Source organism: Phaeobacter sp. NW0010-22 (assembly GCF_040365955.1).
GTDB lineage: Bacteria > Pseudomonadota > Alphaproteobacteria > Rhodobacterales > Rhodobacteraceae > OMPR01.
Genome location: NZ_BAABWT010000007.1, coordinates 217,778 through 234,728 on the forward strand (window position 1 = coordinate 217,778; position 16,951 = coordinate 234,728).

Here is a 16,951-nt window from a genome sequence, read left to right on the forward strand (position 1 = left end):
ACAGACACAGGAACCAAAAATTCATGGCCTAGAGACAGCAGTCTTTTATCTTTGCACCTGCTTACCTTAAGCAGGTGCACATAGCAAAAGGTGGAATTCAATTTAATGAGATCTGTTACTGATAAAAATGGCATTGAAGAGTTAAGAGCTGCAAGGCGTGAAAGTCGCCATTTATATTGGTTTGTTGGAATTTTTAGTGCTTTCGCCAACCTGTTGATGCTGACGGGCCCGCTTTACATGCTGCAGGTTTATGACCGAGTGCTTGGGAGCCGGTCTGAAGAAACCTTGGTGGCCTTGTCGCTTTTGGTTGTGTTTCTTTACGGTGTCATGGGAGTGCTGGATCACACCCGTGGTAGAATTATGGCGCGCGCCGGAGCGCGATTTCAGTCTGCAATGGATCAACGTGTTTTTGACGCGATGATTCGCCAGTCGGCCGTCGAGCCGGTTCCCTCGGCGCAAACTGGATTGGCTGATCTGGAGTCTATTCAAAGATTTATTTCCTCGCCGGTTCTGACGGCAGTTTTTGACCTTCCGTGGACGCCGATATTCTTGTTTGGAATTACGTTGTTCCATCCCTGGTTGGGAATGTTGGCGATCGGTGGTGGTGCTGTATTGATCTGTATCGCCCTGTTGAATCAGTTCTTTTCCAAGTCTCCGGCCATGAAGGCGTCAATGGCGACAAACCGTGCGGCCATTACATCACAGGAATTGCGGGTCGAGGCCGAAATGATTCAGGCGATGGGAATGCGAAGCGCCGCCTTCGATCGGTGGAAAGTTGCCCGCGATGAATCGTTGAATGAAACGATTGCAGCAACAGATGTCAGCGGATCGTTTACCTCGCTTACCAAAACGCTGCGGTTGTTTTTGCAGTCTGCCATGTTGGGCCTCGGTGCGTATTTGGTGTTGCAAAATGAGGTCACGCCCGGAGCGATGATCGCTGCGTCCATCTTGATGGGGCGGGCGTTGGCTCCTGTCGAGATGCTCATTAACCAATGGCAAGTTGCGCAACGTGCTTCGAAAGGGTGGACAAGCCTGTCCGAGTTATTGGGCAATATGCCACCTGAAAAACAACGGATCGCTTTGCCAAAACCTGCAGCCAAGTTGTCGGTTCAGGCACTGACGGTTGTCCCGCCCGGGGATACACGTGCGCAATTGAAAACGTTGAACTTTGAAGTCAAACCAGGTCAGGCTTTGGGTGTTATTGGGCCGTCGGGTTCTGGCAAGTCGACCCTTGCGCGGGCTTTGACCGGGGTTTGGCGACCTGCGGGAGGAACCATTCGATTGGATGGGGCTTCGATTGAACAATATGGTCCCGATGATTTGGGCAAACACATTGGGTATCTGCCACAGCGAGTCCAGCTGTTTGAGGGGACGTTGGCTGAAAACATTGCGCGACTTGGTGCGGACCCAGATCCCGAGAAGGTGATTGCGGCAGCAAAGATGGCCGCTGCGCATGACATGATCGTCAGCTTGCCGGATGGATATGATACTCGTTTGTCGGCAGGTGGCGGACGCTTATCTGGTGGTCAGATGCAACGTGTTGGTCTTGCGCGGGCACTGTTCGATGATCCGGTGATTGTGATCCTGGATGAACCCAATTCCAATCTTGATAACCAAGGGTCAACGGCTTTGAACCAAGCAATCAAGACTCTCAAAGCCAATGGAAAATCAGTGCTAATCATGGCGCACCGACCCGCGGCGATTCAGGAATGTGATATGTTGTTGGTGCTGGATTCTGGTTCGCGTGTTGCATTTGGCCCTAAAGACGAGGTGCTCCGCGAGATGGTTACCAACCACAAAACGATTCAGAATTCTACAAACCAAGGGGGTGTGCAATGAGCCAGAACAAATGGTCCGCGCGACGTCCGATCCTGCTTGGGGTGTTTGGTTTGGCTGTGCTGGTTGGCGGGTTTGGGGTCTGGGCTGTAAAATCGCAAATTGCAGGTGCGATTATCGCCAGTGGTCGGATCGAAGTTGATCGCAATCGTCAGGTTGTCCAGCATCTAGATGGGGGGATTGTTTCTGAAATCCTAGTCGAAGAGGGGGATAGCGTTAAAGTTGGCGCGCCTCTGATCCAGTTAGATGACAATATGCTGAGCTCTCAGTTGTTGATTGTTGAAGGGCAGCTGTTTGAATTCCTTGCGCGACGTGGACGTTTAGAGGCCGAGCGTGATGGAAGTGACAAGATCCAATTTAGTCGGGTGCTTTTGGATGCTGCTTTGGAGCGCCCGGAAGTGGTCGATCTGATTGAGGGTCAGCAGCGATTGTTTTTTGCGCGCCGCGACACCACTGCGCGTGAGATCGAGCAATTGGAAAAGCGCCGTGGCCAAATCCAGAGCCAGATCGAGGGCATTCGGGCGCAGCAAGTCTCACTCGACACGCAATTATCGCTGATCCATGAAGAGTTAACCAACCAAAAAACGCTGTTGGATAAAGGGTTGGCGCAGGCAGGCACCGTGCTGAGTCTTTTGCGCACTGTTGCTAATCTCGAGGGCACCTTGGGTGAGCTTGTCGCCAGCGAGGCCTCCGCCGAAGGGCGAATAACTGAGCTCGATATTGAGATGCTCAAGTTGGACACTGGGCGGCGCGAAGAAGCAATCACAACTCTGCGTGATCTCCAGTTCCGAGAATTGGAATTGACCGAACAGCGCCGATCCTTGAAGCAACAAATGGACCGGCTGGATATCACCGCCCCGGTTTCAGGGATTGTTTACGGGATGAGCGTGCACACGCCCCGCTCTGTTATTCGCCCGGCGGATCCTGTTTTGTATCTGGTACCGCAAGACCGCCCGTTGGTCATCGCAGCACGGATTGAAACCATTCACATCGATAAGCTGTTTGTTGGTCAGACCGTGACTTTGCGGTTTTCAGCCTTTGATCAGCGCGAAACGCCTGAACTGGAGGGAACAGTAAAATTGGTGTCCCCTGATGCCTTCGAGGATGAAGCCAGTCGTATTTCGTACTATCGGGCTGAGATCGAGTTGAATGAAAATGAGCAAAGCAAATTGCCCGAGGGTGCTGTTTTGATCCCGGGCATGCCAGTCGAGGCCTATATCCGCACCGCGGATCGTTCGCCTTTGTCGTATTTGCTGAAACCGCTGGCTGACTATTTCACCAAAGCGTTTCGCGAGGGATGAGGTTTTGCCTTTTCGTGCTTGGCATTCCCGGTTAGCGTCCGCCTGAATTCGATTTTGGGAGGGCGGGAGCCATGAGTATCGAAGCAAAACTGGAAAGCCTTGGTGTGACATTGCCGGATGGCCCTGCACCTGCTGCCAACTATGTGCCGTATGTGCAGGTGGGCGATCTGGTCTATGTCTCTGGACAGATCTCAAAAGACGACAGTGGTTTGATCACTGGCACGGTTGGCGACGATATGGATGTGGATGCGGGCGCGGCTGCCGCCAAGGTTTGTGCCATCAATTTGTTGTCGCAGGTCAAAGCAGCTTGTGGTGGCGATCTGGAGCGTTTGGTCAAGGTTGTGAAACTGGGCGGGTTTGTAAATTCGACCGCTGATTTCACTGCCCAGCCTCAGGTGATCAATGGCGCTTCTGATTTCTTGGTCGAAGCACTGGGGAATGAGATCGGCAGCCACGCACGGTTTGCAGTCAGCGCGCCGTCGTTGCCGCTGGGTGTTGCTGTTGAAATCGACGGGATTTTTCAGATCAAATGATAGCTCAGCTGCCCTCGGTCTTTTTGGGTGCGCCGCTGGCGCATCGCGCTCTGCATGACGTCAAACGAGGGCGGCCTGAGAATAGCCGCGCGGCTATTCGCGCGGCGATCGCTGCCGGCTACGGTATCGAGATTGACCTGCAGTTGACTCGTGATGATCAGGCCATGGTGTTCCATGATTATGATATGAAACGGCTCACCGGGCAGGCTGGACCGATCCGAGGTCTGGCGTCGGAACAGGCGCAAGCTGTGGCGCTGGCGGGGGGGGACGGCGAAGGTATTCCGACATTGCCCGAAATCTTGGAGCTGGTCGCGGGCCAAGTGCCCTTGTTGATTGAACTCAAGGATCAAGACGGGGCCATGGGCCCCAATGTCGGCCCTTTGGAGCGGGCAACCGCTGCGGCCTTGGTTGGGTATTCTGGCGCCGTTGCTGTGATGTCGTTCAATCCAAACAGCACCGCTTTGATGGCCGAGTTGGCTCCGAATATCGCGCGCGGTCTGGTGACCAGCGCCTATGACCCGGCCGAATGGCCCTTGTCGGCGGCCACGTGTGATCACCTGCGCGAAATCCCGGATTATGAACGCGCGGGGTGCAGTTTCATCAGCCACGAAGCGCCAGATCTTGAGCGTCCGAGGGTTGCCGAGCTCAAAGCCCAAGGGGCTGCGATTCTGTGTTGGACGGTCTGTTCGCCCAAAGCAGAGGCAAAGGCGCGGAAAGTTGCCGCAAACGTGACGTTTGAACAGTATCTGGCCGCACATCCTGCTTGATCGTGTTGTGTTGCACCACACATAATCGATGAAGGCATGGGGTTAGTATGGATCAGGCACAGATCGAAATTCAGGTTATCGGGTCTTTGGCACAGATTGCCGCCAAAGAATGGGACGCCTGTGCCTGCCCTGAGGCTGCAGATGGTGGCCGTCCGCTTGACCCGTTTACAACCCACCGCTTTCTGCTGGCTCTTGAACAAAGTGGATCAGTGGGACGTGGCACCGGATGGCAACCGCAGTATCTGACCGCCTATCTGGACGGGATGCTGATCGGGATTGCGCCGATGTATGCCAAGTCAAACAGCCAGGGCGAATATATTTTCGACCATAACTGGGCGCATGCCTATGAGCGAGCCGGGGGGCGCTATTATCCTAAATTGCAGGTTGCGGTGCCTTTTACGCCTGCGACGGGGCGGCGGTTTCTGGTCCGGCCAGGGTACGAAGGCATCGGCCAATCCGCGCTGGTCCAAGGGGCGGTGCAGCTGGCGGCGGACAATCAGGTGTCTTCGCTGCACATCACTTTCTGCACCGAAGAAGAGGCCAATATTGGTACACAGATGGGGTTGATGCCCCGGACGACGCAACAATTTCATTGGCTGAACGATGGCTATGCGGATTTTGATGGATTTTTGGGGGCTTTGTCGTCCCGCAAGCGCAAGAATATCCGCAAGGAACGGGCGCAGGCCAACGCCTTTGGTGGCACAGTCGAGAGCTTTAGCGGGGACACCCTGAAGCCAGAGCATTGGGATGCCTTTTGGACGTTTTATCAGGATACAGGCGCACGAAAATGGGGGTCACCCTATCTGACGCGAGCGTTTTTTGACATCGCACACGAAGTCATGGCTGACGACATGGTGATGATGCTGGCTGAACGAGATGGGCATTATGTGGCAGGAGCGTTGAACTTTGTTGGTCGCGAAACCCTGTTTGGCCGATATTGGGGCTGTATTGAGCATCATCCGTACCTGCATTTCGAATTGTGCTACTATCGGGCAATTGATCTGGCGATCGCAGAGGGTTTACAGCGAGTCGAAGCTGGCGCGCAGGGCGAGCATAAATTGGCCCGGGGCTATCTGCCGACCCAGACGCACAGTTTGCATTGGGTCGGGGACTCGGGGTTTGCCGATGCCATCGACAGGTATTTGCAGGCCGAGCGTGAGGCGGTCGATCAGGAGATAGAACTATTAACGGACTATGGTCCGTTCAAGCGGGCCCAAGTGGAGGAACAGCAATGACGGAAAGATTATCCGACGAAACCCGGGGCCCTTTGCTGGACCCGCTGTTCAAATGTGGCTGGCAGATGATCGAAGGTCGCGATGCGATTACCAAGACCTTTGTCTTTGAGAATTTTGTTGACGCTTTTGGTTGGATGACCCGCGTGGCGATCTGGGCCGAGAAATGGAACCACCACCCGGAATGGTCGAACGTCTACAAAACGGTCACCGTGGTGTTGACCACGCACGAAGTGGATGGGTTGAGTGCGCTGGATGCTAAGTTAGCCCGCAAGATGGAAGCCATGGTTTAGCGTTCTGATTCGCCTGAAATGACCTCCAAAGGGCCGAAACCAGCCATCCTAACCGGTGTTTAGGGAAAATGTTGCCCAACCGCGCAGAAGCGGTTGAGCAGGGCAGGGTTCACCCTGTGTCTTGGGTTAGATCTGTGGCATTGCAGCCCCCCCAAATCAGATGACGTCGAGCAATCCTTCGCCTGCAGTCAGCTCACACGTGCCGGGCTGTGTCTCCATGTTCAAGGCCACAACCTTACCATCTTCGACCAACATTGCGTAGCGCAGCGAGCGGGCGATCAGCCCCGCAGGGGGCGCATCAAAGCGCATGCCGATTGCATCGGTAAATGTGCATTCGGCGTCTGCTATCATGGATAATCCTGCCTCAGAGGCACCTGTGACCTTGCCCCATTCTGCCATGACAAAGGGGTCATTGACCGACAGGCAGATGATCTCTTGGACGCCTTTTTCAGTGAACTGGTCCTTGGTGCGAATGAAGCTGGGAACGTGGGCCGAATGGCAGGTCGGCGTGAAAGCGCCGGGAACAGCAAAGATCACAACTTTGCGGCCAGCGGTTTTATCTGAAATTGACACCTGTTCAGGGCCATTGGGTCCCATTTGGGTCAAAGTCGCCTCAGGCAGGTGCTCACCAATCGAAATCATCCGAAATATCCTCACGTTTTTTTTGCGGTTTCGTTTCATGCCGCATATAGCTGAGCAGAACCCAGAGACCACAAAAATTCCTGTGAGGCAGAATACCCATGAGCCATGTTGTTGTAATTGGAGCAGGTCAGGCCGGATCCTCTTTGGTCGCAAAATTGCGCAAGGATGGATTTGACGGTGAGATTACCCTGATCGGAGCCGAGCCGGTTCTGCCGTATCAGCGTCCGCCGCTCAGCAAGGCATATCTGTTGGGTGATATGGAGTTGGAGCGACTGTTTCTGCGCCCAGCCAGTTTCTATGAGGATCAGAACATCACCGTGAAGCTAGGCCAGCGGGTGACTGCGATTGATGCCGTAGCCAAGACGGTCACGGTCGGCGATGAGGTGATTTCCTATGATCATCTGGCGCTGACCACCGGATCAGACCCACGCCGGTTGCCTGCCAAGATCGGTGGCGATTTGAAGAACGTGTTTTTGGTCCGGGATCTGGCGGATGCGGATGCAATGTCGCCAGAGTTCAAAGACGGCGCGCGAGCCTTGATTATTGGCGGCGGGTACATCGGGCTAGAGGCAGCGGCGGTCTGTGCCAAACGCGGCGTTCAAGTGACTTTGGTTGAGATGGCCGATCGTATTCTGCAACGTGTCGCGGCGACTGAAACCAGCGACTATTTCCGGGATTTGCACACCAGTCATGGTGCGGACATTCGCGAAGGCGTTGGCCTGGATCACCTGGTCGGCACAGACGGCAAAGTGACCGGGGCCGTATTGACCGATGGAAGTGAGATTGAGATTGATTTCGCGGTTGTTGGGGTTGGCATTGCACCTTCGGTTGAGTTGGCCGAAATGGCTGGGGTGACTTTGGAAAATGGTATCAAGACCGACGCGCACGGCCGGACCTCGGACGCTGTGATTTGGGCGGCGGGGGATTGTGCGTCATTCCCGTACAAAGGCGGCCGTATTCGTCTGGAAAGCGTACCCAACGCGATCGATCAGGCCGAAATCGTGGCCCAAAATATCATGGGTGCGGACAAGGATTATGTTGCGACACCTTGGTTCTGGTCGGATCAGTATGATGTGAAACTGCAAATTGCGGGTCTGAACACAGGGTTCGATAACGTTGTCACCCGCAAGGGCGAGGGGCTGACAAATTCTTTCTGGTATTACAAAGGCGATCAGCTTTTGGCGGTGGATGCGATGAATGATCCGCGCGCCTATATGATCGGCAAGCGCTTGATTGATGCGGGTAAGACCGCTGATCGCGCTATTGTGGCCGATTCCGAAGCTGACCTGAAACCGCTTTTGACAGCGTGAGGATCATAGCCGGAGATTTCCGGGGCCGTGCGTTGGCCTCGGTTGGAAAAGGGGATGTGGGCGCACATTTGCGCCCCACCACTGATCGTGTGCGCGAAAGCTTGTTTAATGTGCTGACCCACACGGGGGCCATACCCGGGGCGCGTGTGCTGGACCTATTTGCAGGCACCGGAGCGCTGGGGCTAGAGGCTCTGTCGCGTGGGGCCGAACACGTGACCTTTGTGGATGACGGGCGCGTGGCGCAGGGGTTGATCCGCAAGAATATCGACATAACACGAAGCAAAGAACGGACAGAGTTGGCACGGCGCGATGCCACGCGTTTGGGGCCCAATCCAGCCGCACCTTATGATCTGGTGTTTTTGGACCCGCCGTATGGCAAAAGCATGGGCCAAAAGGCGTTGGCACTGGCGGTCGAAGGTGGGTGGATCGCAGATGATGCGCTGATCGTCTGGGAAGAAAGCCAGCCGATGGCCGCGCCGGATGGGTTCTCGTTGCAAGACACGCGCAGATACAGTGACACGCATATCGCGTTGATGTGGCGGGATGTTTCGAACTGAAACACGTCTGGCAGGAATGCGCCGAGTGGTAGTTTGGCAGATTTTGCAAGGCGACTTAGACAGGGGACAGACCTGTAAGGATGGCATTGATGCATGATTTAGTAATTTTCGATTGTGACGGCGTATTGGTCGACAGCGAAGTGGTGTCGAACCAAGTTTTGGCGGGCAATTTGGCGGGCTACGGCGTGTCGCTGACTCTGTCTGAATGCATGGCACATTTTGTCGGCGGGACAATGCGGGGCGTGATGCAAAAGGCGCAAAGCATGGGGGCGGATCTCCCAGAAAACTGGATCGATGAGATCTATGCCGAAACCTATGCAGGCTTGCGCGCCGGGGTGCCGCTGGTGGCTGGTATTTCGACCCTATTGGGATATCTAGACGAACAGGGCATTTCCTGCTGTGTGGCGTCAAACGGTAGCGAAGATAAGATGCTGATCACGCTTGGCCAGAACGGGCTTTGGGATCGGTTTCAGGGGTGCATGTTTTCGGCGCATTCCTTTGGTGTTGGAAAACCAGAGCCGGATTTGTTCTTGGCTGCAGCTAAACAGTTCGGGGCGTCAAACCCGGTCGTTATCGAAGACAGTCCCAGCGGCGTAACCGCTGCGATCCGGGCCGAGATGCGTTGTTTGGGATATGCGGAACATTCGGATGGGGCTAATTTACGCGCGCTTGGGGCCGAAGTGTTTCACGATATGGCCGATGTCCCGGCTTTGCTGGCGCAATAACCGGGACCGTCTGATTAGCTTGTGTAGGTCGGGTGGAAGGTGCCAGCGGGTGAGAGAGTAAAGATCTCAACCCCGGTGGCGGTCACACCGACGGAGTGTTCAAACTGTGCTGACAGGGATTTGTCGCGTGTGACGGCGGTCCAGTCATCGGCCAAAGTCTTGGTTTCCGGGCGGCCCAGATTCACCATCGGTTCGATGGTAAAGAACATGCCTTCTTCAAGAACTGCGCCAGTACCGGGGCGGCCATAGTGCAGCACGTTTGGCGGCGCGTGGAAAACCTGTCCCAGACCGTGCCCACAGAAATCGCGCACGACGCTCATGCGGTGGGCTTCGACAAAGGACTGTATCGCGTGGCCAATGTCACCGAACGTGTTGCCCGGTTTGACCATCTCGATCCCCTTCATCAGCGAATCATGGGTGATTTGAATAAGCCGTTCCGCCTTGCGGGGTAGTTTCCCGGCCACAAACATACGGCTTGTGTCGCCAAACCAACCATCAACGATCACCGTGACATCAATGTTCAGGATGTCGCCATCCTTGAGCTTTTTATCACCGGGAATGCCGTGGCAGACCACGTGATTGACTGAGATACAGCTGGCGTGCTGGTAGCCTTTGTAGCCGATCGTTGCCGAGGTTGCGTTTGCATCTTCAACCATTTGCGTGATGATCTTGTCGATCTCGCTTGTGGCTTGGCCGGGGAACACATGCGCCCCGATGTCATCAAGAATACGCGCAGCAAGGGTGCCCGCGACTTTCATGCCGGCAAAATCGGACGGTTCGTAAATACGGATGCCGTCCTTTGTGACACGGCCGCGTAGGTCTTTCTTCAACGGAGTCTCCATCGTTTCAGCGCTTAGCTCTCTTTACGCTGCTTGTGCAGAAAGAGCTAGAGGGGGGACGACAGCTGACCTTTACAGAGATTTCCCCACTGCGACGCCGTTTGGGGTGATCAAGGTGTCATAGATTAGCCGTTCAACACCCCTCGCGTTGGCAGCTTGATATGCAGCGGCATAGGCAGGATCGATATCGTCAGCCAATCCGAAGCGGGTGCAATCGGTGCGCTGCACGAGGTAGAGCATGATGGCGCGGTGGCCTTGATCTACCATGTTCGCAAGTTCCCCCAGATGTTTGGTGCCTCGGGCTGTGACGCTGTCTGGGAATTCGGCCAGACCGGTTTGGCGCGACAGGGTGACGCTTTTGACTTCGACATAGGCATCCGGCAGGCCGGGTTCGCTGAGCAGGAAATCAATCCGGCTCTTTTCACCGTATTTGACCTCGGGGCGGACGGTTTTATAAGCTGCGAGCTGGGGGATTTCGCCAGCTTCAAGTGAAGCGCGCAGGGCTCTGTTGGGAACCGAGGTATCCACCCCCGTGAAATGGCCGTTTTCATGATCCACCAGGCGCCACCCGAATTTCAGCTTTTTCTTTGGGTCATCATTTGGTTCCAGCCAGATTTTCATACCCGGTTCCGCCAGCCCCATCATCGAGCCGGGGTTGGCGCAATGAGCTGTCACTTCGCGGCCATCTTCTAATGTGCAATCTGCCAGAAAGCGTTTGTAACGGCGGATCAGGCGAGCGGGGATGAGAGGGGTGGGAAACTGCATACTTTCCTGCCTATCGCACCCCCGCCCATTGGAAAAGAGGTTAGACAACCCCGGCCATCACCCCGCCATCGACATCCCAGACCGCACCCGTGACCCAGGATGTTTGATCTGACAACAGATGGACCACTGTATGGGCTACGTCATCAGCCTGCCCGACGCGCCCGATTGGGTGAAAGGCATCAAAGCCTGCTGTCAGAGTCTGTTCAATTTCGGTTGGGGCAATGAATGCGCCATAGATTGGCGTGACAACAACAGCAGGAGATACGGCGTTAACGCGGATATTATGCGCGGCAAGTTCCATCGCGAGATGTTGTGTTAAAGAGTGTAGTCCCGCCTTAGCCATTGAATATGCGGATGATGGGGTCGCCTTGATAGCCTGTTTCGCCCACATAGAGCCGATATTGACGATCGCCCCACCGCCGTATTTCACCATATTTTGCGCAACGGCTTGAGTGGCGAAAAAGATCGCGCGGTTCAGATCCATGTAGCTGTCATAGTCCGCGCCGTCATGCTCAAGGAAAGGTTTGGGCGCAAAGGTACCCGCTGCGTTCACCAATCGGGAGATATGGCCCGGGGTTGAGTGGAGTGTTTCGAGGAAGGCGTTTGTTTCTGTCGCATCCCGCAGATTGACCTGAAGCGTCTCAACCGCATCGCCCAGTTCAGTTTTGGCAGCTGATAACTTTTCCGAAGATGACCCAACAAGTGTCAGGTGCTCGCCTTTGGCGGCGATTAAACGTGCGGTGGCAAGACCCATACCGCTGGTGCCCCCTATGATGAGTGTGGTTTGTGTGGTCATGAAGTTACTCCCTATCTATCGGTAGGTAGATATATTGGGAATTGACGCCTTTGCTTCAACCCCTATCTATAGGTAGGTAGAAAAAAGGGGGATCTATGGCTCAGTCAGACACAGTTACGCAGATCCTCGATATTGCTGAACGCATGGCCCGAAATGGAGGCTACAATTCGTTTAGCTTTCGCGAAATAGCCGCAGAAATTGGCATCAAGGCCGCCAGTGTACATTATCACTTCCCTAACAAGGAAACCTTGGGGGCCGCGATTGCTGAACGGTACACAGATCGCTTTCTTACAGCTCTAGGCGCCCCTGATAGCGCGCCTCCTGAACAGTTGTTGGCGCGCTATGTCGCCGCATACCGGGCCGCGCTGCTAGAGGATGGTTTGATGTGTTTGTGTGGGATGTTCGGGGCTGAAATCAGCCATTTGCCGGAACCTGTCGCACTGAAAACGCGTGCCTTTTTTGAACGAAATATGGTTTGGGTCACGGAAATTCACGTATTACAGGGCCAAACAGCAGGGCAAGCGCGGGCTGGCGCGGGGGCGCTGATTGCACGCCTTGAAGGGGCAATGATCCTTGCACGCACTCTGCAGGACATGGACTTGTTCGATCAGATCACGGATCAAGCGGGGATTTGATCCCGTTCTGGGCTTGCAGGGCCGACGGGGAAGGATATCTTGCACGCTCTGCTGCCAAAAAGGAGACAGGATATGTCGAACCCAACTGCTGCGATGCTTGTGATCGGGGATGAGATCCTGTCTGGGAGGACACGTGACGCCAATATGTACTTTTTGGCAGGCGAGCTGACCAAGCAAGGCATTGATCTGAAAGAAGTCCGGGTGGTTAGCGACGATCCAGTTGCGATTGTGACTGCGGTGCAGGCGTTAGCCAAGGCGCATGATCAGGTCTTTACCAGTGGGGGCATTGGCCCGACCCATGATGACATCACGGCAGATTGTATCGCGCGTGCCTTTGGAGTGCACATAGATGTTCGGGCGGATGCGCGGGCGTTGTTGCAAGCTCATTATGACAAAACTGGGCTCGAGCTGAATGAGGCTCGTTTGCGTATGGCACGAATCCCGGATGGGGCTTCTTTGATTGACAATCCTGTATCGACGGCGCCGGGTTTCACAATCGAGAACGTGCATGTCATGGCCGGGGTGCCGAACATCTTTCAGGCTATGGTGGCAAGTGTCCTGCCAACCTTGACGGGCGGTGCGCCTTTATTGTCACAGACCCTGCGCGTTAACCGTGGCGAGGGTGAGATTGCCGAAACGCTGACAGCAGCGGCGCAGGCTTTTGAAGATCTATCGATTGGCTGCTATCCGTTTCAGGTAAACGGAGCCTTTGGGGCGAATGTGGTTGTGCGTGGAACAGATGGCGCACGGGTTGATGCAGCCGTAACCCAATTGGCAAAGGATTTGGATCTATGAGTGTGCGTTGGTTTGATGTGATTGATCAGACATGGCCCGCCGCAGATCAGAAAACGGTTGGCGGTTTTACCCTGCGCGAGGGGCAAGGTGGCGGCAGTCGGGTTTCGGCAGCCACCACTTCGGCCGATGGCAATGCGATTGATATCGATGCGGCCGAACAGGCAATGTTGGAAATGGGACAGGAGCGCTTGTTCATGATCCGGCCCGGCGACGAGGAGTTAGATGCTCAACTTGAAGCACGTGGCTATGACGTCGTGGATGCGGTCACTATCTATGCCTGCCCAGCCGAGAAGCTGACGGATATGGTCATCCCGCGCGTTACAATTTTCACTATCTGGGAACCACTCTCGATCATGCGCGAGATCTGGGCAGAGGGTGGCATTGGGCCTGCGCGGCTTGACGTTATGGAACGGGTCAAAGGTCCAAAAACGGGATTGTTGGCCCGGTTTAACGATAAACGGGGTGGCGCGGGATTTGTGGGCATCCATGACGGTATTGCGATGCTTCATGCGCTTGAGATCGTGCCCTTTCAGCGTAAGCAGGGATTGGCTAAGTGGATGATGCGAGGCGCGGCTTTTTGGGCGCTGGACAACGGGGCAGAGACCCTTAGCGTGATGTGTACAAAGGCGAATGAGGGTGCAAATGCGCTGTATCGGTCGCTGGGGATGGACCCGGTTTCCGAGTATCATTATCGCCATCTTGTCTAGGGGAGAGAGACAAACGTGACTGAGAACAAAGAGCCCACCGCATTAGACCTGCCAATGGTGGATCCGCTGCCTGCGGAGACGCAGAAGTACTTTGATATCTGCGTTGAAAAGCTGGGCATGGTGCCAAACGTGTTGCAGGCCAACGCCTTTGATATCGACAAGCTGAATGCTTTTACAGCGATGTATAATGACCTGATGCTGGCCCCCAGTGGGTTGAGCAAGCTCGAGCGTGAGATGATCGCTGTGGTCGTTTCCGCCATCAACAAGTGTTTCTATTGTCTGGTTGCACACGGGGCTGCCGTGCGCGGGCTTTCGGGTGACCCGGTATTGGGTGAGATGCTGGTGATGAATTACCGTGTAGCACCATTGGATGCTCGCCAGCGTGCAATGTTGGATTTTGCTGCCAAAATGACCACCGAAAGCGCAACGATCGAGGAAGAACACCGTCAGGCGCTGCGTGATGTTGGGTTCTCGGATCGGGATATCTGGGATATCGCCAACGTAGCGGGTTTTTATAACATGTCCAACCGGGTCGCGAGCGCAACTGCAATGGTGCCCAACGCCGAATATCATTCTCAGTACAGATGATGCGGTTTCTGCTCTCCTGCGCCTTGGTGATGGCGATGCCTGTCGCGGCACAGGAGTTGCAGCTACCGGTTGGGGCTAAGCAACTGACAGATCGGGTCAATCCGTTGACCTCTTATGATTTGCCAACGGGTCCCTTTGCCAATGATGCCCTTCCGGTTCGCACTCTGGAAGGACGTGTTGAAAAACGGTCTTGGCGTGTTGGTGTCGGGGCGGGAACAACATTGCAGGTTCTTGCCCCACTGCGCACCCAATTGCAGGAGGCCGGATATGATATTCTGCTGGATTGCGCCGCGCGCGCCTGTGGAGGATTTGATTTTCGGTTTGGGACCGACGTGATTCCTGCCCCTGATATGTTCGTCGCGGTACGGGATTATCGGTTCTTATCTGCGACCAAAGGGGACCAGGCGCTGAGCCTGTTGGTGAGTCGTCAATCGCCAGATGCTTATATTCAATTCATCCGGGTTTCTCCGGGAACGCAAAAGACTGTCCCGATTGTGACCGAAGCAGAGCGTCCTGCGCCAAGTGAGCAATCGTTTTTGGACTTGCTGAAAAGCGATGGACATGCGGTTCTTGATAGCCTCGCATTTAAAGAAGGCGCGAACACGTTGCAGGAAGAGGAAGTCCCAGCTCTGCAAGCGCTGGTGGATGCTCTTGAAAGCGATCCCGATCTAAGGGTCGTTTTGGTCGGTCATACCGATAACATCGGTGCCTTAGAGGCGAATATTAAGCTTGGCAAAGCGCGCGCGCAGGCCGTGCGGGAATTGCTGGTTGGACGTTATGGCATAGCCTCGGATCGGGTTCAGGCCGAAGGTATGGGGTATTTGGCCCCGATCAGAACGAATGAAACCGCAGAAGGTCGCGATATCAACCGACGTGTCGAGGTCGTAACCCTGTCTCGTTAAGCACGCAGAAAAAAGCCCCGCACGTGATGTGCAGGGCAAGTAGCGTTGCTAAGGGAAGCAACAAGATGAAAATTGGCGGTTACCACTCCATTGGGCCTTTGTCGGCAAAGGAGTGAACCAGAAAGTCGATAAAGGCGCGAACCTTGGGCTGTGTGAACCGGCCCGGCGGATAAACGGCATAGATACCTTGCGTTTCGTCCGGCAAAGACGGCATCGCGTCCATGACCAAACCCTGCTCCATCGCATCTGCATACAGATAGCTGGGTAGATAGGCGATCCCAAGGCCAGAGATGGCGGCGTTCAACAGGGACTGCCCGTCATTGACGCTGAGCCAGCCAGCGGTTCGCACCTGCCGCTTTTCACCCGAAGGGGCGGTCAGGCGCCAGACATTCCCGCTGGATTGGCTAGAATAATGCAGCAGTTTGTGCTCGTTCAGATCGTCAATTTTTTGTGGGTGTCCGTATTTCTCAAAGTAAGCCGGCGACGCAATCATGCGTTTTGTTGTTTCGGTCAACTTACGGGCGCGTAGCGTACTGTCTTCTAGCTCACCAATGCGGACGGCCATGTCGAACCCTTCTGAAATCAATTCAACATAGCGGTTGTTCAGAACCATGTTGACGGTGATATCGGGGAAGTCGGACAGAAATTCAGACAAAACAGGGGACAGGTGATTGACACCAAAATCAGTTGCCACGCTGATCCGCAGCAATCCTGAGGGGGCGGATTGCATGGATGTGACAAGTGCATCAGCCTCGCCTGCGTCATTCAGAACGCGACGGGCGCGATCATAATAGGCCAGACCTATTTCGGTCGGCGATACCCGGCGTGTCGTCCGGTTTAGCAACCTGGCACCCAATCGCGCCTCAAGGCTTGAGACGTGTTTGGACACGGCTGATTTCGAAATGCCCATCTTTTTTGCGGCATCCGTGAATCCACCTTGGTCAACCACGTTGGCAAAAGCTTCCATTTCAGTGAGTCGATCCATTCGCGTGTCCTCGGGTTATCCTCTGCGTCGAGGATCAGGTATCGCGTCCAATCTGGGCGGAAAGGGGGCGGTGGTGGGATAATATCAGGGTTTTATCCCGGATCGTCCGTAACTTGGAAACGGGGAAACAATCGTTTCCAAAGGGTAAATGTGCGATTCTAGGGTTTGGTAAATCTGACACGGTCTCACGTTTGCGCCAAGTGTGGGTTGGAAAGCGCGACAAACGAAGAACAACCTCTACAATAAAGGTGTTGCGTAATTTTTCAGAGGAAAACTGATGAAAACCCTTATTGCCGCCGTTGCTTCCCTCGTTCTTGCCGGGCCCGTCTGGGCGGGCGGGGAAACACCTTCGAACCCTGATGCTCAGGTGTATTTTGTTAATCTTGCCGATGGGGATACGGTTCAATCCCCTTTGACTGTGGTATTCGGACTGCGCGGAATGGGCGTCGCCCCTGCGGGAACAGAGCAGGAGAATACAGGTCACCATCACCTTTTGATTGATCGTCCTGCGCTTGGCCAAGGCGAAGATGGTGCGGATGAACTGTCCAATGGGATCCCATCGGATGAGAATCATCGGCACTTTGGAGGCGGTCAAACCGAGGTCAGCGTCGAATTGAGCCCCGGATCACATACCTTGCAGTTGGTGTTGGGAGATTATGGTCATGTTCCACATGCCAAACCGATTGTGTCTGATGTGATAACGATTGAAGTGAAATAGGTTTCACCCCGCGCGGTGGTCGTCT

At 54.8% G+C, this 16,951-nt stretch carries 20 protein-coding genes; 15 read left to right on the forward strand and 5 right to left on the reverse strand.

Going from position 1 to position 16,951, the window contains the following annotated elements; translation table 11 throughout:
* The first annotated feature begins 105 nt into the window (after positions 1-105).
* From ABWV33_RS16335 to ABWV33_RS16360, 6 genes are all read left to right on the forward strand, one after another.
* On the forward strand, positions 106-1,839 hold the full coding sequence (locus ABWV33_RS16335) for a type I secretion system permease/ATPase (protein WP_113823678.1): 1,734 nt from the start codon (positions 106-108) through the stop codon (positions 1,837-1,839).
* Positions 1,836-3,137, forward strand: coding sequence for an HlyD family type I secretion periplasmic adaptor subunit (locus tag ABWV33_RS16340; protein WP_121996376.1), 1,302 nt, complete (start codon positions 1,836-1,838; stop codon positions 3,135-3,137). The genes ABWV33_RS16335 and ABWV33_RS16340 overlap by 4 nt, the downstream gene beginning before the upstream one ends.
* A 71-nt stretch (positions 3,138-3,208) precedes the next feature.
* Positions 3,209-3,670 carry a RidA family protein gene (locus ABWV33_RS16345; protein ID WP_164618837.1) on the forward strand — a complete coding sequence of 154 codons (462 nt, stop codon included), beginning with the start codon at positions 3,209-3,211 and terminating at the stop codon, positions 3,668-3,670.
* A complete protein-coding gene (locus tag ABWV33_RS16350) occupies positions 3,667-4,437 on the forward strand; it encodes a glycerophosphodiester phosphodiesterase family protein (RefSeq protein WP_121996378.1) in 771 nt (256 codons plus the stop codon). The genes ABWV33_RS16345 and ABWV33_RS16350 overlap by 4 nt, the downstream gene beginning before the upstream one ends.
* A gap of 47 nt (positions 4,438-4,484) precedes the next feature.
* The gene (locus ABWV33_RS16355) at positions 4,485-5,672 is read left to right on the forward strand and encodes a GNAT family N-acetyltransferase (RefSeq protein ID WP_353332259.1); all 1,188 of its coding nucleotides are present in this window, start codon (positions 4,485-4,487) and stop codon (positions 5,670-5,672) included.
* Complete coding sequence (locus ABWV33_RS16360; RefSeq protein WP_113823683.1) at positions 5,669-5,962, forward strand: 4a-hydroxytetrahydrobiopterin dehydratase; 294 nt, start codon at positions 5,669-5,671, stop codon at positions 5,960-5,962. The genes ABWV33_RS16355 and ABWV33_RS16360 overlap by 4 nt, the downstream gene beginning before the upstream one ends.
* A gap of 156 nt (positions 5,963-6,118) precedes the next feature.
* Here the strand turns inward: ABWV33_RS16360 and ABWV33_RS16365 are convergent, their stop codons facing one another.
* Positions 6,119-6,604: a peroxiredoxin gene (locus ABWV33_RS16365; RefSeq protein ID WP_113823684.1), complete on the reverse strand. Its 486-nt coding sequence runs from the start codon at positions 6,602-6,604 to the stop codon at positions 6,119-6,121.
* A 98-nt stretch (positions 6,605-6,702) separates the two neighbouring features.
* Here ABWV33_RS16365 and ABWV33_RS16370 point away from each other — a divergent pair, with 98 nt between their 5' ends.
* The 3 genes from ABWV33_RS16370 to ABWV33_RS16380 all read left to right on the forward strand — a co-directional run bounded on the left by ABWV33_RS16370 (position 6,703) and on the right by ABWV33_RS16380 (position 9,196).
* The gene (locus tag ABWV33_RS16370; RefSeq protein WP_353332261.1) at positions 6,703-7,914 is read left to right on the forward strand and encodes an NAD(P)/FAD-dependent oxidoreductase; all 1,212 of its coding nucleotides are present in this window, start codon (positions 6,703-6,705) and stop codon (positions 7,912-7,914) included.
* A complete protein-coding gene (rsmD, locus tag ABWV33_RS16375; RefSeq protein ID WP_353332263.1) occupies positions 7,911-8,471 on the forward strand; it encodes a 16S rRNA (guanine(966)-N(2))-methyltransferase RsmD in 561 nt (186 codons plus the stop codon). Before ABWV33_RS16370 ends, rsmD begins: the two co-directional genes overlap by 4 nt.
* A gap of 89 nt (positions 8,472-8,560) precedes the next feature.
* The gene (locus tag ABWV33_RS16380; RefSeq protein WP_353332265.1) at positions 8,561-9,196 is read left to right on the forward strand and encodes an HAD family hydrolase; all 636 of its coding nucleotides are present in this window, start codon (positions 8,561-8,563) and stop codon (positions 9,194-9,196) included.
* 14 nt (positions 9,197-9,210) lie between these two features.
* On the opposite strand, the gene map is transcribed toward ABWV33_RS16380, so the two are convergent.
* The 3 genes from map to ABWV33_RS16395 form a co-directional block, all read right to left on the reverse strand.
* Positions 9,211-10,026: a type I methionyl aminopeptidase gene (gene map, locus ABWV33_RS16385; RefSeq protein WP_435302690.1), complete on the reverse strand. Its 816-nt coding sequence runs from the start codon at positions 10,024-10,026 to the stop codon at positions 9,211-9,213.
* Positions 10,027-10,107: 81 nt separating this feature from the next.
* Positions 10,108-10,800, reverse strand: a complete 693-nt coding sequence (sfsA, locus tag ABWV33_RS16390) for a DNA/RNA nuclease SfsA (protein ID WP_113823689.1) — start codon at positions 10,798-10,800, stop codon at positions 10,108-10,110.
* 40 nt (positions 10,801-10,840) lie between these two features.
* Positions 10,841-11,596 carry an SDR family NAD(P)-dependent oxidoreductase gene (locus ABWV33_RS16395; protein ID WP_353332268.1) on the reverse strand — a complete coding sequence of 252 codons (756 nt, stop codon included), beginning with the start codon at positions 11,594-11,596 and terminating at the stop codon, positions 10,841-10,843.
* Positions 11,597-11,691: 95 nt separating this feature from the next.
* Here ABWV33_RS16395 and ABWV33_RS16400 point away from each other — a divergent pair, with 95 nt between their 5' ends.
* The 5 genes from ABWV33_RS16400 (at position 11,692) to ABWV33_RS16420 (ending at position 15,223) form a co-directional block, all read left to right on the forward strand.
* Positions 11,692-12,231, forward strand: coding sequence for a TetR/AcrR family transcriptional regulator (locus ABWV33_RS16400; RefSeq protein WP_353332270.1), 540 nt, complete (start codon positions 11,692-11,694; stop codon positions 12,229-12,231).
* Between the two features lie 72 nt (positions 12,232-12,303).
* The gene (locus ABWV33_RS16405; protein ID WP_353332272.1) at positions 12,304-13,026 is read left to right on the forward strand and encodes a competence/damage-inducible protein A; all 723 of its coding nucleotides are present in this window, start codon (positions 12,304-12,306) and stop codon (positions 13,024-13,026) included.
* Positions 13,023-13,733 (forward strand): GNAT family N-acetyltransferase, encoded by a 711-nt coding sequence (locus tag ABWV33_RS16410; RefSeq protein WP_353332274.1) that lies wholly within the window; start codon positions 13,023-13,025, stop codon positions 13,731-13,733. The genes ABWV33_RS16405 and ABWV33_RS16410 overlap by 4 nt, the downstream gene beginning before the upstream one ends.
* A gap of 15 nt (positions 13,734-13,748) precedes the next feature.
* Entirely contained in the window at positions 13,749-14,321 is a 573-nt protein-coding gene (locus ABWV33_RS16415) for a peroxidase-related enzyme (protein ID WP_113823694.1), read from the forward strand.
* Positions 14,321-15,223, forward strand: coding sequence for an OmpA family protein (locus tag ABWV33_RS16420; RefSeq protein WP_353332276.1), 903 nt, complete (start codon positions 14,321-14,323; stop codon positions 15,221-15,223). Before ABWV33_RS16415 ends, ABWV33_RS16420 begins: the two co-directional genes overlap by 1 nt.
* 79 nt (positions 15,224-15,302) lie before the next feature.
* On the opposite strand, the gene ABWV33_RS16425 is transcribed toward ABWV33_RS16420, so the two are convergent.
* Positions 15,303-16,208, reverse strand: a complete 906-nt coding sequence (locus tag ABWV33_RS16425; RefSeq protein ID WP_113823696.1) for a LysR family transcriptional regulator — start codon at positions 16,206-16,208, stop codon at positions 15,303-15,305.
* A 277-nt stretch (positions 16,209-16,485) separates the two neighbouring features.
* On the opposite strand from ABWV33_RS16425, the gene ABWV33_RS16430 reads away from it, so the two are divergent.
* The gene (locus tag ABWV33_RS16430; protein WP_113823697.1) at positions 16,486-16,926 is read left to right on the forward strand and encodes a DUF4399 domain-containing protein; all 441 of its coding nucleotides are present in this window, start codon (positions 16,486-16,488) and stop codon (positions 16,924-16,926) included.
* Positions 16,927-16,951: the final 25 nt, after the last annotated feature.

Coding starts and splice junctions, on each gene's coding strand:
- ABWV33_RS16335 (WP_113823678.1), top strand. CDS start 106: ATGAGATCTGTTACTGATAAAAATGGCATTGAAGAGTTAAGAGCTGCA.
- ABWV33_RS16340 (WP_121996376.1), top strand. CDS start 1,836: ATGAGCCAGAACAAATGGTCCGCGCGACGTCCGATCCTGCTTGGGGTG.
- ABWV33_RS16345 (WP_164618837.1), top strand. CDS start 3,209: ATGAGTATCGAAGCAAAACTGGAAAGCCTTGGTGTGACATTGCCGGAT.
- ABWV33_RS16350 (WP_121996378.1), top strand. CDS start 3,667: ATGATAGCTCAGCTGCCCTCGGTCTTTTTGGGTGCGCCGCTGGCGCAT.
- ABWV33_RS16355 (WP_353332259.1), top strand. CDS start 4,485: ATGGATCAGGCACAGATCGAAATTCAGGTTATCGGGTCTTTGGCACAG.
- ABWV33_RS16360 (WP_113823683.1), top strand. CDS start 5,669: ATGACGGAAAGATTATCCGACGAAACCCGGGGCCCTTTGCTGGACCCG.
- ABWV33_RS16365 (WP_113823684.1), bottom strand. CDS start 6,604: ATGATTTCGATTGGTGAGCACCTGCCTGAGGCGACTTTGACCCAAATG.
- ABWV33_RS16370 (WP_353332261.1), top strand. CDS start 6,703: ATGAGCCATGTTGTTGTAATTGGAGCAGGTCAGGCCGGATCCTCTTTG.
- ABWV33_RS16380 (WP_353332265.1), top strand. CDS start 8,561: ATGCATGATTTAGTAATTTTCGATTGTGACGGCGTATTGGTCGACAGC.
- sfsA (WP_113823689.1), bottom strand. CDS start 10,800: ATGCAGTTTCCCACCCCTCTCATCCCCGCTCGCCTGATCCGCCGTTAC.
- ABWV33_RS16395 (WP_353332268.1), bottom strand. CDS start 11,596: ATGACCACACAAACCACACTCATCATAGGGGGCACCAGCGGTATGGGT.
- ABWV33_RS16400 (WP_353332270.1), top strand. CDS start 11,692: ATGGCTCAGTCAGACACAGTTACGCAGATCCTCGATATTGCTGAACGC.
- ABWV33_RS16405 (WP_353332272.1), top strand. CDS start 12,304: ATGTCGAACCCAACTGCTGCGATGCTTGTGATCGGGGATGAGATCCTG.
- ABWV33_RS16410 (WP_353332274.1), top strand. CDS start 13,023: ATGAGTGTGCGTTGGTTTGATGTGATTGATCAGACATGGCCCGCCGCA.
- ABWV33_RS16420 (WP_353332276.1), top strand. CDS start 14,321: ATGCGGTTTCTGCTCTCCTGCGCCTTGGTGATGGCGATGCCTGTCGCG.
- ABWV33_RS16425 (WP_113823696.1), bottom strand. CDS start 16,208: ATGGATCGACTCACTGAAATGGAAGCTTTTGCCAACGTGGTTGACCAA.
- ABWV33_RS16430 (WP_113823697.1), top strand. CDS start 16,486: ATGAAAACCCTTATTGCCGCCGTTGCTTCCCTCGTTCTTGCCGGGCCC.